This is a genomic window from Staphylococcus lugdunensis (genome assembly GCF_002901705.1).
Taxonomy (GTDB): domain Bacteria; phylum Bacillota; class Bacilli; order Staphylococcales; family Staphylococcaceae; genus Staphylococcus; species Staphylococcus lugdunensis.
Genome location: NZ_PPPV01000012.1, coordinates 624,667 through 639,186 on the forward strand (window position 1 = coordinate 624,667; position 14,520 = coordinate 639,186).

Genomic DNA, 14,520 nt, shown 5'->3' on the forward strand with positions numbered 1-14,520 from the left:
CCATCGCTTATTAAAGTCTATTATAAATGATTAATTTTAGTTCGTGTTGCTGATTGAATACTTTTACCGATTGCTGCTCTTTTTGTATATATAATTTTTCATTAATCTGAATAGGTCGTTGATATTTTACTTTGAAGGAAGACCATGTCAGTTGATAATTTTGAAAAATATATTCACAAACAAGTTGTCCTGGCACAATATGTGAGTGTAATGGATTTTTATCATGAACAAGCCTTAAATATGTGTGTACCATCTTTGAATCAAACTGCACCGCTACCACCTTCTTTAATAAAGGTTTGCTCAATTTCAACACATACCTCTTCTTGTATAATAAGCTGTAAACAAAACTGATATTTTGTAATATTCTTGATTTGACGTTGTGATATACACGTTAAATGTGCATGGTATGACTGATCGACAATTAACTCTTTATTTTTAGCCACACGAGTTTCAGTTAATATGATTTTATCGTTAAGAAACTGGCTAAATAAATCAAAATGAGTCCATAGTTGTGCACACATCAATACAGGTACTTTGCCGGTATATTGTTGTTGGAATAAAGCGCAATATGCACGTACATCCGCTTCAATAAATTGAATGGTTTTAAAAGTGTTCTCGTTGTAAGAGGGCCGCATTACCCATTCCTCCTCCAATGCCCATTGTAGCAATGCTCGTCATCTTATCTTCCATATTAAATAAGCGTGTTATTAGCGCTGCACCACTCGCTGCGTATGGATGACCAGTCGCTATCGCACCTCCCCAAATATTGAGTTTATCTATAGGTATATGTAATTGTTGCTGACAAGCTAATACCTGTGAACTAAATGCCTCATTAATTTCAAATGTATCAATATCATTTATAGAAAAAGGCGTTTGTGTTAATAATTGTTGGACAGCAGCAACTGGACCAATGCCTAGCATGGTTGGATCAACACCTTTTGTTACAGCTTGCTTAAAGACGAGTCCTTCGCTAAATCCAAATCGTTTTGCGAGTTGTTTCTCTAAGACCAATATCAAAGCTGCACCATCATTTTTCATACAACTATTTCCTACAGTTACCGTTCCTCCTGGCAAAAGTGGCTTAAATCGACTAAATTTAGCTGGTGTTAATCGTGGTTTTAAACTTTCATCTTGCGCAAAAGTTTGTCCTTTTGAGTGAATCGGAACAATCTCTTTCTTAATTTTACCGTTTTGATAAAAGGATGCAGTCTTCTGATGACTGCGAAAAGCAAATTCATCTTGTTCATCACGGCTTATATGATAATGTTGCGCTACATTTTCAGCCGCTTGAATCATTGAAACATCTTGATTATCAGGTGCAAAAGAAGCACGCTCATAAAATTGAGGTAAGTTAGTATCATAAACTGATTGAGGTCTTTTAATTTTCCATGGCGCACGACTTGTACTTTCAACGCCACCAGCTAGATATACTGACCCTGCACCACATTGAATCATCCGACATGCATAAATGACACTTTCCAACCCCGAACCACATTGGCGATCCAATGTTAAACCAGGTATGCCGTATTCTAAATTTGCCGTCAACAATGATTTACGTGCCACATTACCTCCATTCCCTACTGTATTACCAATGATAACATCCTGAATATGACCACATATATTGGGATATTTATTCTGATAAAATTGAAATAGTGGAAGTAATAATTGTTCTGGTTCTAAATGTTTAAGTTGACCCGCATACTTACCAAATGCTGTGCGTTTGGCTGCAACAATAACGGCTTCTCTCATGTAGATAATTCCCCTTTTATGTATTTTTCTTGCATCATATGCCGTGCTATTTTACCGCTTTCTGTATAAGTCATTTCTTTAACACGTTGTACGATTGAAGGTATTTCATATCTTGTCACTTTTGAAATTAAATACTGTCGAATATCTTGGTAAGTTAATGCAACCTCTCCCGTATAAAGCAAAACTGCTACTTCACCAAATTTAGCATGCGGTCTACCAATGATGATTGCTTCATCTATATCCGGATGATTATGTAACAGCCGTTCAATACGTGCCGGATAAATATTGTTACCACCAATGATTAAACGTTCATTGTGCCGACTCATTAAATAGAGAAAGCCTTGTTTATCCACATAAGCAAAATCTCCCGTCTCTAGCCAATCAATATGATTGTAGTTTGTATGATCTATATAGCCACTGAAAGCCATTTTACTATTAATGGATAACATACCAATGCCTTGTTTATCTACGTGTGTCAACTTTATATCAACACTTTCACATATCTTTCCAACCGAATCTAATGGCGCATGACGGTTATAGTTATAACTGATAAAACTTGCTTCAGAAGTACCAAAGAATTCTACAACATGAACCGATGGCATTATATCTTGAATACGACGATAAAGTGATGTAGATAATTTTGCGCCACTGCTCAATATCGTGCCTATTGAAATATGCGACAAGTCATAAGTAAGGATTGTCGACAACATGGTAGGTACAACAAATAAGGCCATTGTTGCCTGATTTGTGGATTCAAGTGATTGAATTAATTGCTTAGCATCAAAATCATCTTGCCCGCTAAAAGTACGCCCACTATAAAGTGCATACATACATGTGTAAAGTGTTAATGAGTGCTCTATTGGCCCAGGTGCCACTAAAACATCATGATTTTGACTGATGAGTGTTTCGTTCATTTTATAAGACGCTATCCAAGAAGGTTCATTTCTGTAATAAGCTTTTGGTAACCCTGTTGTCCCTGAAGTAAAACCAATGTGCAATAACTGATTAGGCTGTTGTATTAACGTATCATCATCATAGTATTCCGTTTTATGATAGCCTGAAGCATCAATAATCATATGAATATGACATTGAGTTGTTACATCAGCAACTATAGACTGATGCCATTGCGAATTCATCATTACTGGAATACCTCCAAGTTGATGCACCATAAAATAATGTACTATTCTCACCATTGACGATGGGTGCATTAAGCCTACTCTTTTATTATGTATCGAGTAAGGCATCTCACCACATGCTTGTATTATTTTATGATTAAGTTCTTTATATGTTAAATGATTATTATTTATGATTAATGCACGATTATGAGGTTGTGTTTTACTATATTGCGTTATTTTTGTCATTGTTTCAATCATTATCATCACCATATTGTTAACTATAAATAATTTCGTGTTTACAATTATACATGATGCTATTACTTTTTGGCTAAAAAAACATACTAAGATTACAAATGGGGACATAATTCCAAAATAAGCGCATAAAATGATTTGAAATTAAAAATCGTCTTTATGCTCCTATGATAGTAGTTAAAAGCACTGAACATTGTTTTAATAGCGGTTAATATAAAAAAAGAAGCAGGCAATTTCTATTGAAAATTAATAGAAATTGCCTGCTTCAACTTGTTAACAATTATTTATTTCCAGACTGATTTTAATGGGTTTAAAATGGTAAATTCATACCTTTTAGCATATTTTGCATTTGACTACGTTTACCCTTTTTACCCTTGCCACCACCAGTAAATTGTTTCATCATTTTCTTCATATCATTAAATTGTTTCATTAAACGATTGACCTCTTGTAATGAACGTCCAGAACCTTTAGCAATTCGCTTTTTACGTGATACGTTTAACGTTGCAGGATTTGCTCTTTCCATTGGCGTCATGGATTGAATAATTGCTTTAATATGGTCAATTTGCTTATCGTCCATATTTAACTTATTCATACCTTTCATCTTGTTCATACCAGGAATCATTTTCATAATATCATCTAGCGGTCCTAAGTTTTTTACCTGATCTAATTGGTCTAAGAAATCCTCTAACGTAAATGAGGAATCACGCATTTTTTTCTCTAAATCTTTCGCTTTTTCTTGATCAACATCTTGCTGCGCTTTTTCTATTAAACTTAGAACATCACCCATACCTAAAATACGTGAAGCCATACGTTCAGGATGGAACAGCTCTAGTCCATCCATTTTTTCACTCATACCGACAAATTTAATTGGTTTTTGTGTCACTGAACGAATAGATAACGCTGCACCACCGCGTGTGTCCCCATCTAACTTTGTTAATGTCACACCAGTTACATCTAGCTGTTCATCAAATGATTGTGCTACATTAACTGCATCTTGACCTGTCATTGCATCGACAACTAACATGACTTCATCTGGTTTAGAAATCGCTTTAACTTCTTGTAATTCATTCATTAATGCTTCATCGATATGCAAACGACCAGCTGTATCGATAATGACAAAATCTAAATGTTCCTCTTTGGCATGTTTTAAAGCATTTTCAACAATTTGTTGTGGCTTAACTTGATCACCTTCACTGTATACTGGAACATCTAGTTGTTTACCCACTGTTTGTAACTGATCTATAGCAGCTGGACGATAAATGTCTCCTGCTACAAGCATTGGCTTTTTATTGTATTTTTTACGCATTAAAAGGGCTAATTTACCAGCAGTAGTTGTTTTACCTGCACCTTGTAAACCTACCATCATCACTACAGTTGGTGGTTTGTTTGCCATTTTAATCGTCGTATTTTCACCACCCATGAGCTGTGTTAACTCATCTTGGACTATTTTTATTACCTGTTGACCAGGCGTTAATGACTGCATGACATCTGAGCCTAATGCGCGTTCTGACACAGTATTAATAAATTGTTTTACAACCTTAAAGTTAACATCTGCTTCTAACAATGCGAGTCGTACTTCACGCATCATTGTTTTAATATCAGCTTCTGTTACTTTTCCTTTACCACGCATTTTTTGCATCGTGGCTTGCAATCGCTCGGACAATCCTTCGAATGCCATGATATTGCCCTCCTTATTTATTCTAGTTCTTCTAATTGTTCAATATAGTCTTTTACTTTATCTGGTTGATGTATGACTTGCTTCATTTGATAGTATAGTTGACGTCGTTGTTCAAATTTTTCATATAGTTTAAGCTTCTGCTCATAATCTTCTACTAGATCACCAGTTCTTCTTATATTATCATAAACTGCTTGCCTGCTCACTTCAAATGTATCCGCAATTTCGCTTAATGAAAAATCTTGTAAATAGAAGAGTTCCAAGTAATTGCGTTGTTTTTTGGTTAATAATGCTTGATAGAAATCAAATAAATAATTCATGCGTAACGTTTTGACTAAATCATAATCACTCATGGTTATTTCCCTCATTAGCTGCTGTTTCTTGTTGTTGCTCAGGTATTTCTTCATTTTGTTCAATCATATCGGCAAATAAACCATATACATAGCTTTCAGGATTGAAAGGTTGTAAATCGTCAAGTTGTTCACCTAGACCCACGTATTTCACTGGAATATGCAATTCATTTCTAATGGCTAAGACGATACCACCTTTAGCAGTACCATCAAGTTTCGTAAGCACAATACCTGATACATTTGTAACTTCTTTGAATGAACGGGCTTGTGATAACGCATTTTGTCCTGTCGTAGCATCCAGACATAGTAATGCTTCATGCGGTGCACCTGGCACAGCTCTACCAATAACACGTTTCATTTTATCTAATTCTTGCATCAAGTTCGCTTTGTTTTGTAAACGTCCAGCCGTATCACAAATTAAAATATCCACACCTTTATTTTTCGCTGCATTAATAGCATCATACATGACAGCTGCAGGGTCTGAACCTTCACTTTGGCTTACAACATCAACGCCAACACGTTCTCCCCATACTTTAAGTTGTTGAATAGCGCCGGCTCTAAATGTATCTCCAGCAGCGAGCATTACTTTTTTGCCTTCCATTTTATAACGATATGCTAATTTACCAATAGTTGTTGTTTTACCCACACCATTAACACCAACCATTAAAATAACATTCAAGCGACCATCTTCGAGATTCATCACTTCTGATTGGTCATCCTCTTGATGATAAATTTCGACAATTTTTTCAACAATTACTTCTCTTAAATCAGCTGTGTCTTGAATATTACGTCGTTGTGCTTCCGTACGCAATTCATCAGTTAACTGCATTACCGTATTGAAACCAACGTCAGCAGTGATTAGCATTTCTTCTAAAGCTTCAAAGAAATCTTCATCTACTTTACGATAGCGTGCTATAAGATTATTTAATTGTTCTTGGAAATTTTGTCGTGACTTTTCAAGACCAGCTTTAAATTTAGCACCAATTTTTTGTGCCTCAATTTCTTCAAAGTCTTCAATTGATATTAAGCCATCTTCATCAAAATCAGCTTCGCTCAATTTTCTCGGTTTCTTTTTAGCTGGTTCTGAATCAGCTGGACTATCGGCCGATGTATCTGATGAGAGTTGTTGTTCCTCATCACTTATATCTGTTAAATCTCTTTCTTTATCATCATTAGGCTTACTAGAAAACTTATCTTTTAATTTTTTAAAAAAACTCATTCTAGTTCCTCCTTCATTACTTCATCTATAGTGTTTAAATTTACGCTAACTAAATTCGATACCCCAGATTCTTGCATCGTAACACCGTATAGTCTATCAGCATATTCCATCGTACCTTTACGATGTGTAATAACGATAAACTGCGTTTCATTAGATAATTCATTTAAATACCGGGCATAGCGAATAACATTAGCTTCATCAAGCGCTGCTTCAACCTCATCTAAAATAACAAAAGGTGCAGAACGAACTTTCAATATTGCAAAGAGTAAAGCAATCGCACTTAATGCGCGTTCACCACCACTAAGTAAAGATAGATGTTGTAAATTCTTACCTGGCGGTTGCACAATAATATCTACACCTGCTGCTAAATAATCATCTTCGGTCAATTCTAACTTAGCATGCCCACCACCAAATAGCGATTTAAAGACGTTTGTAAAATGTGTTTGCACTTGATGGAATGTTGCCTTAAAGCGTCCTGCAACCTCTTGGTCCATTTCTGAAATAATTTGTTCCAGTGTTTCTTTAGCTTCTCTTAAATCGGTACGCTGCTCATTTAAAAAGGTATAGCGTTCATTGAGTTCCTCAAATTGTTCAATTGCATTGATATTGACATGTCCTAGTTCATCGATAGACATTTTTGTAAGTTTAACCTTTTTACGCAATGACTCAATCGGCTCTTCAGCTTTATATAAATCACGTGCACGCTCAACAGTCAATTGATACTGTTCATTAAGGTGTTCAATTGCGTGATTAATCAGCACATCAAGTTTAGATTGCTTTGCTTTAATATCTTGGTAATAACTCTCTATTGATAAAATATCTTGATGATAGCTTTGTAATTGCTGTTCGCTATCTTCAATATTATTATTTAATAATTGTCGCTGTTCTTTAAGTTCCGTTAATTTATCGTTTAATATGGTTCTTTCTTGTTGTTTATCATTGATTTGAGCTTGTAATTTATCAAATACTTCTTGCCCCATCATCTCATCTGAATTAAATAAATTAATTTTGTCAGCAACATTGGTCATTTCTTTTGTTGTTTGTGCTTGTTGCTGTGTGAGACGTTCTAAAGCATCACGTTGCGTTTGAATGCGCTCTTTGATAACTGCAAGATCTGAACGTTTTTGGTTCAATATTTGCTGTGTTTGAGTCGTTGATGCCTTATCTTCTTTTGTTAATTGCGTATAATGCTCAATGTCATTTTCTAATTGAGTTAACTTTGTTTGTATTGTCTGTAAACGCTGTTGTTTCTCTACTAAGGTTTGACGACTATTTTCACTTCGGTAGCCATCATTTTTCTCAAACTCAAATTCTTCATGTTCATCTTTTAAATGTTGTTCTTGTGTTGTTAAGCGGTCTAATGATAATTCGTAATTGTGTACTTGCGCTTTGAATTGATTAAACTGTTGACTTACTTCTAAATATTGATTACCTAACTGTTCAGTTTGCGATTTCTGTTGTTGTAACGCTTGTTCAAATTGTTGAGTTTGTCTTTCATATTCTTGTAGTTGTGCACGCATTTGACTTAATTCATCTTTTTGGGTCAATATGCTTTTCGTTTTACGAGCGCCTCCACCAGTCATAGAGCCGCCTGGGTTAACAATATCTCCCTCTAACGTCACAATACGCGTCCGATAATGAATTTGACGAGCCAAATCATTCGCGTGTTTTAAATTATCAATAATAATCGTGTTTCCTAATAAATTCTCAACAATATTGCGATATGATGCATGAACATTAACCGCATCTGCAGCAATATTCACAAACCCTTTTGCTTGTTGTGCAGTTTGTTTAATTTCTTGCGCAACTCGGCGAGGTTGTATCACATTCAGCGGTAAAAACGTTGCACGTCCTAAGTTACGTTGCTTCAAATATTGAATTGCATGACGCCCATCTTGTTCAGATGTCACAATAATATGTTGAAGTGAAGCACCTAGAGCCGTTTCTATCGCTTGAGTTAATTGCGAAGGTACTTGGATAACTTCGGCTACAGCACCATGGATTCCATCTAATGCTTTATCTTTCGCTTTTAGCACATGTTTGACCCCATTAAAGAAATAAGTATAATCCTCTTCTTGAATAGCTAAACTATCAATTCTTGACTTTAACTTATCTGTATAACGATAGGCTTGATATAATTGATTTTCTTGTTCTGTTTGACGTTTTTTAGCTTGGGTCATTTGTTGCTCAAGGCGTTTAATTTCATTTTCAGCATGGGTTAACTTTGATTTAGCTTGCTTATATGCTTTTGTAGTTTCTGCCACATCATTTTGTATTTCTTTTAATTGGTTAAACGCTTCTAGTAATCGTGAATCAAGACGTGATTTTTTAGCTTCATTTTCACTAATTGTATGTTCTAAAAAGCGAATATCATTGTTGACATCTGATTGTTCAGACATCAAAGCGTAGTAGTCGTTTTTGATGTTCTCTAATTTTTCATCATGTTGTTCATCCGAAGAATATAACTGACTCTCTAACGTTTGAATTATTGAATTTAACTCTTTTTGTTTCTTTTTTAGTGTTTCAAGTTGTTCCTTTGCTAGCTGTTCTTCTATCTTTAGCTTGTCTAATTGTTGTTGCAAATTGTCCTGTTCTTCTTCATAACGGGCATTGGTAGCCGACTGATTCTTTTTGCGCTCTTCAAGTACATTCAATTGACCAGAAAATTTTTCATAATCTTCAGTTGTCTGTACTAAATCTTTATTTAACTGTTCCAGTTGATTGTCTATATGTTGACGAGTACCTTTATATTTTTGTAATTGTTGTTTTACTTGTGCTTGACTGCTTTCCTTTTGAGCTTGTTGACTTTTTAGCTCGTTCAAGCGTCCATCCAACTGCTCATTGTCTTCAGTGTAAGTATCGATATCATAAACAGTAACGATGACATCGCTTTCTTTCATTTCTTTCATCAATTGCAAATATTCTTTTGCGATGGCAGCTTCTTCTTTTAAAGGCTCAACGCGTCCCTCTAAATCATATAGAATATCTTCCACACGTGTGAGGTTATCTTCAGTTTGATCAAGTTTCTGAACTGACTCTGCCTTACGCTTTTTATACTTTAATACACCTGCAGATTCTTCAAGAATTTGACGACGATCTATTGGTTTCGCGTTTAAAATTTCATCAACTCGACCTTGTGAAATAATGCTAAAAGCATCTTTACCTAACCCAGAATCTAAAAATAAATCTACAATATCCTTTAATCTAGCACGCTCATTATTTAAAAAATATTCACTTTCACCACTGCGATATAAACGTCGAGTGACAACGACTTCATCTGCATCTATTTGCAAATCTTTTTTGGCATTATCCAAATGTAGTTTTACTTCAGCAAAATTTTGTGCCTTACGATGTTCTGCACCAGAAAAAATAATATCTTCCATTTTAGAACCACGTAAAGATTTGGCTGATTGTTCACCCAACACCCATTTAATCGCATCGGTGATATTACTCTTACCGCTTCCATTTGGCCCTACGATAGCAGTGACGCCTTTATCAAACTGTACATTTGTATGTTCTGCAAATGATTTAAAGCCAATGGCATCTATTGATTTTAAATAAACCATGTTAATCTCCTCAATCTTTACCTCGTTGTTAAGTTATAAACATAAAGCTTGTTAACAGCTTATTTTAAACATTGTCGAAATGCCATTATTTATGTTGTCGCATAATATGATATGCGCGTTCAGCTGCTTTTTGTTCTGATTCTTTTTTAGTCTTTCCTTGACCATGTGCTATCGCTTGTTGTTCTAATATCACTTCAGATGTAAACAAACGGTGATGTGCTGGCCCTTCTTCTTTAACAAGACGATACATCACATCCCCTTTATTTTGACTATGAACAAATTCCTGGAACTGCGTTTTAAAATCTACAACTCCAATAAGTTCATCATCTTCTACATAAGGGAAAATTACTTTTTCAGCAAAATGCCACACAGCTCCTAATCCTTGATCCAAATAAAGTGCACCGACAAATGCTTCAAAGGCATCAGAAATAAGTGAAGGGCGTGTGCGACCACCCGTTTTTTCTTCTCCTTTACCTAATAATATTAATTGGTTTAATTGAATTTTATTAGCAAATATTACAAGTGAGGGCTCACATACAATTGTTGCACGCATTTTTGTCAAATTGCCTTCCGGTAAGTTCGGATGTTTATCAAATAAATAACGTGAAACCGTCACTTCTAATACCGCATCTCCTAAAAATTCTAATCGTTCATTATGCTCCAAACGATTCATATTAAAATCATTAATAAAGCTAGAGTGAGAAAACGCTTGTTGGTACAATTTTATATTATCAAAATGGATACCTAATTCATTCATCTTTTGTTCAAACCGTTGTCTGAAATCTTTAATCATCTCATCTTTTTTTACGTTAGCCACACAGATACCTCCTAATTCAGTGTATAATAAAACACTTCACTCCCTATTTTAAGTGAATTAAATTAAAAACTAAAGAAAAAATCTGAGCCATCTCCTCGACGACCCAGATGTCATTTTATTATTTTTCAAGACTGTTAATATATTTAACAGCATCACCAACAGTGTTGATTTTTTCTGCTTCTTCATCTGGAATTTCAGTACCAAATTCGTCTTCTAATTCCATTACTAATTCAGCGATATCAAGTGAGTCAGCGCCTAAATCATCTTTAAAAGATGCGTCTTCTGTTACTTTATCAGCATCTACACCTAAACGGTCAACGATGATATCCTTTACTTTGTCGAAGTTTTCCACGTCGATTCACCTCCTTTAAAAAGTCCATTCATAGACTATTACATTTTCCCATTTTAAAAGCCAAAATACAAGCTAAAGTTTTATGGTAATTTTAAAATGCTGCTTGAATTTTAGACATAGTTAAATCTGGTTATTCTACTTAGCATGACGTAAATATTTTAAATGAACATGCGATATATACTTTACATATACATGCCGCCGTTAACATGAATGGTTTGACCTGTAATATATTTAGCTTTATCTGATGCTAAAAAGGCGACAGTATTAGCGATATCAGTATCTTGACCAAATCTAGCTAATGGTATTTGTTGTAGCATTTGTTCTTTAAGATCATCGTTAAGTGCGTCGGTCATATCTGACACAATAAATCCTGGGGCTACTGCATTAACAGTAATGCCTCGTGAAGCAAGCTCACGTGCAGCAGATTTAGTCAAGCCGATCACACCTGCTTTAGTAGCAACATAATTCGCTTGTCCTGGATTTCCTACTGCTCCAACAACACTAGATAAATTGATAATTGCACCACTGCGTTGACGCAACATTTGTGGCGTCACTTTTTGAATACAATTGAATGTACCTTTTAAGTTGGTATCAATCACATCATCCCATTCTTGTTCTTTCATACGCATTAATAAATTATCTCTTGTAATACCAGCATTATTAACAAGCACATCAATCGCGCCAAATTGTGCTACAACTTCTTTTATCATCGCTTTTACTTCATCACCATTTGCTACATTTGCTTGTATCGCAAAAGCATCCACACCAAGTTCTTTTATTTCGGATACGACTTCCTCTGCTTTTTCTTTATTGCCAGCATAATTTACTGCAACATTGTAACCTTCACTTGCTAATTGTAATGCAATGCTTCGTCCAATTCCGCGAGAAGCACCTGTAACTAATGCACTTTTAGCCATTTTGATTCCATCCTTTCACATCTTCTATAGTTTGAATTGACGTTAATTTAACATCTCGGTTAATTTTTTTGATTAACCCTGATAGTACTTTTCCTGGTCCTATTTCAATAAAATGATCGACACCTTGTGCAAGCAACCATTCAATAGATTGAATAAATTGTACTGGTGAATATAATTGCTTAACCATATTTTCTTTAATCACTTGTGCATCTGTCTCACCCAGTGCATTCACATTTTGTACTACTGGGAATTTGGCATTCTGCCATTCAAATCGATCAATATATGTAGAAAATGCATCTTCAATGACCTGCATCATTGAAGAATGAAATGGTCCAGAAACAGCTAAAGGCATTACGCGTTTTGCTCCTAAAGCTTTTCCTTCTTCTACAAGCTTATCTATTAAAGTTTTATGGCCAGATACTACAATTTGTCCTGGACAATTAATGTTTGCTGGTTCGATGATTTCATCTTGTGTAGATAAGGTTTGGCATATGTGGTTTACCTCTTCATAGCCTAACCCCAAGACAGCTGCCATGCTACCTACACCATTAGGAAAAGCTTGAGCCATTAATAGACCACGTTTGCGCACAATTTTTACAGCATCCTCAAAGTCAAGTACGCCGGCTGCCACTAAACTAGCATATTCGCCTAGGCTATGTCCTAACGTATAATCTGCATCAATATGTTCTAATGCATGCAGTAATGCAATACTATGCGTAACAAGCGCGGGTTGCGTATATTCTGTTTGACTTAATTTTTGTTCTTGGTCTGTAAACATGGTTTCGAATAAATCAAAATCCATCACTTCTTGGGATTGATTAAGTATCTTCGTTGCAGCTTCATTATGTTGATATAAATCTTCAGCCATACCAACTTTTTGCGCACCTTGACCTGGAAAAATTATTGCTGTTTTACTCATCGTTTGCACCTACCGTTTCTCGCATTGTTTGCACAATATGTTGTTCCCCTGCAATTTTTGCTTGTCTAATTGCAGAGTAAAATGCTCTAGCATTTGATCCTCCATGTGCTTTGACTACCGTACCATCAAGGCCTAATAGCACTGAACCACCGTATTCGGCATAATCCATTTTTTTAGCAAAATGAGCTAAATCTTTCTTTAACACTAAAGCAGCTAATTTATTTTTAAAGCTACTTAATAATGTTTCTTTTAACATCTTGCCAATTGACTTTGCTGTACCTTCAATATTTTTTAATACCATGTTTCCGGTATAACCATCGGTAACAACAACATCTGTCCTGCCATCCATCAACGTCTTAGCCTCAATATTACCAGTAAAATTAAAACTACCATCATCTTGTAATAATGTATAAGATTTTTTCGTTAGGGTATTGCCTTTAGCTGCTTCTGTACCAATATTCAATAATGATACTTTAGGTTCAGCAATACCGCGTATTTTTTGTGCATAAATATTACCTAATTGTGCATATTGCAATAAATGTTCTGGCTTAGCATCAGCATTCGCGCCTACATCCAAGAACACAAATCCTTTACCATTTATTGTTGGCAAAGTAACAACAAGTGCTGGTCTTGCAACACCTTTAATACGTCCAACAATAAATAATCCCGCTGACATTAAAGCACCTGTATTACCAGCAGAAACACAACCATCTGCTTCGCCATTTTTCACTGCTTCAGCCATGCGGACCATAGAGCTATCTTTTTTTCGTTTAATTGCTCTTACAGGCTCATCTTCCATTTCAATTTTTTCCGTACAATGCCTAAATTCTATACGTTCATGATTGAGTGTATATTGTTGCTTATCCCCAAATAGAATGATTTCTAAATCTTTGAAATCTTTAATTGCTTGATCAACTGCTTCTAAAACAATACCAGGTGCATCGTCGCCACCCATCATATCAATTGCAATTTTAACCATTATATTCATCCTCGCTTATATAGAACATTTTAAAATGACCTTTAAAAACTAATATTTCTTTAACATATGATGTAACATCAATATGATAATAGTTTTCACTATGCTTTACCACTTTAGCGCGTGCTCCTACCGTATCATTTAATTTCACTTTCTCGACAAACGTTACATTACTTTCAGATGTTAATGCAGTCGGTTTATGAATTAAAGCAACACATAATGAATTCGCTTGCGCAAATAAAATATGTCCTCGTGCGATATTATTCTTTGAAAAGACAGAATCTGAGGCAATATGAATGATCGATTCTGCCTCGATATTGGGATTCATCTTAATGATATCACCAAATATTTCATTTGCTTCTAGTGATTGTAAATGTTGATAATTTTGTTCAGCAACCAATTTAATTCGCTTGCGCAACTCTGGAATTTTGAGATGTGTACGATCTAGTCTTATCGTCTGTATACTGACGCTGAATTGCTCACAAAGTTCATGATCAGTGATAAAAGGGTTATGCTCAATCGCTTGTTGAATGGCGATGCGTCGTTCATTTTTTTTCAATTTCATGCCATCCCCCCTTTTATTTAGTACCAAGTCTTAAACATCTTCACATAT

14 protein-coding genes are annotated in these 14,520 nt (G+C 35.2%); all 14 read right to left on the bottom strand.

All coding sequences use genetic code 11. The features are described 5' to 3' along the window. Window positions 1-10 precede the first annotated feature (10 nt). Window positions 11-271 carry a hypothetical protein gene (locus tag CD041_RS03710; RefSeq protein ID WP_002459308.1) on the bottom strand — a complete coding sequence of 87 codons (261 nt, stop codon included), beginning with the start codon at window positions 269-271 and terminating at the stop codon, window positions 11-13. Beyond that, complete coding sequence (locus CD041_RS03715) at window positions 261-635, bottom strand: VraC family protein (RefSeq protein WP_070648633.1); 375 nt, start codon at window positions 633-635, stop codon at window positions 261-263. The genes CD041_RS03710 and CD041_RS03715 overlap by 11 nt, the downstream gene beginning before the upstream one ends. Continuing rightward, window positions 604-1,749, bottom strand: a complete 1,146-nt coding sequence (locus CD041_RS03720; RefSeq protein ID WP_062077541.1) for an acetyl-CoA C-acyltransferase — start codon at window positions 1,747-1,749, stop codon at window positions 604-606. Before CD041_RS03720 ends, CD041_RS03715 begins: the two co-directional genes overlap by 32 nt. Beyond that, window positions 1,746-3,122: an AMP-binding protein gene (locus CD041_RS03725; protein WP_070648635.1), complete on the bottom strand. Its 1,377-nt coding sequence runs from the start codon at window positions 3,120-3,122 to the stop codon at window positions 1,746-1,748. Before CD041_RS03725 ends, CD041_RS03720 begins: the two co-directional genes overlap by 4 nt. 304 nt (window positions 3,123-3,426) lie before the next feature. Beyond that, the gene (gene ffh / locus CD041_RS03730; RefSeq protein ID WP_002459312.1) at window positions 3,427-4,794 is read right to left on the bottom strand and encodes a signal recognition particle protein; all 1,368 of its coding nucleotides are present in this window, start codon (window positions 4,792-4,794) and stop codon (window positions 3,427-3,429) included. A gap of 17 nt (window positions 4,795-4,811) precedes the next feature. Beyond that, window positions 4,812-5,144 (bottom strand): putative DNA-binding protein, encoded by a 333-nt coding sequence (locus CD041_RS03735; protein ID WP_002459313.1) that lies wholly within the window; start codon window positions 5,142-5,144, stop codon window positions 4,812-4,814. After that, window positions 5,137-6,360 carry a signal recognition particle-docking protein FtsY gene (ftsY, locus tag CD041_RS03740; RefSeq protein ID WP_002459314.1) on the bottom strand — a complete coding sequence of 408 codons (1,224 nt, stop codon included), beginning with the start codon at window positions 6,358-6,360 and terminating at the stop codon, window positions 5,137-5,139. The genes CD041_RS03735 and ftsY overlap by 8 nt, the downstream gene beginning before the upstream one ends. Further along, window positions 6,357-9,926: a chromosome segregation protein SMC gene (gene smc, locus CD041_RS03745; protein ID WP_080606589.1), complete on the bottom strand. Its 3,570-nt coding sequence runs from the start codon at window positions 9,924-9,926 to the stop codon at window positions 6,357-6,359. Before smc ends, ftsY begins: the two co-directional genes overlap by 4 nt. Before the next feature lie 85 nt (window positions 9,927-10,011). After that, window positions 10,012-10,719: a ribonuclease III gene (rnc, locus tag CD041_RS03750; protein WP_207754609.1), complete on the bottom strand. Its 708-nt coding sequence runs from the start codon at window positions 10,717-10,719 to the stop codon at window positions 10,012-10,014. A 142-nt stretch (window positions 10,720-10,861) separates the two neighbouring features. Beyond that, window positions 10,862-11,095 (bottom strand): acyl carrier protein, encoded by a 234-nt coding sequence (locus tag CD041_RS03755; protein ID WP_001830184.1) that lies wholly within the window; start codon window positions 11,093-11,095, stop codon window positions 10,862-10,864. A 182-nt stretch (window positions 11,096-11,277) separates the two neighbouring features. Further along, entirely contained in the window at window positions 11,278-12,012 is a 735-nt protein-coding gene (gene fabG / locus CD041_RS03760) for a 3-oxoacyl-[acyl-carrier-protein] reductase (RefSeq protein WP_002459317.1), read from the bottom strand. Then, window positions 12,005-12,931: an ACP S-malonyltransferase gene (fabD, locus tag CD041_RS03765; protein WP_002478301.1), complete on the bottom strand. Its 927-nt coding sequence runs from the start codon at window positions 12,929-12,931 to the stop codon at window positions 12,005-12,007. The genes fabG and fabD overlap by 8 nt, the downstream gene beginning before the upstream one ends. After that, window positions 12,924-13,910, bottom strand: a complete 987-nt coding sequence (plsX, locus tag CD041_RS03770) for a phosphate acyltransferase PlsX (RefSeq protein WP_062077536.1) — start codon at window positions 13,908-13,910, stop codon at window positions 12,924-12,926. Before plsX ends, fabD begins: the two co-directional genes overlap by 8 nt. Next, window positions 13,903-14,472, bottom strand: a complete 570-nt coding sequence (gene fapR, locus CD041_RS03775; RefSeq protein ID WP_070648639.1) for a transcription factor FapR — start codon at window positions 14,470-14,472, stop codon at window positions 13,903-13,905. The genes plsX and fapR overlap by 8 nt, the downstream gene beginning before the upstream one ends. Window positions 14,473-14,520: the final 48 nt, after the last annotated feature.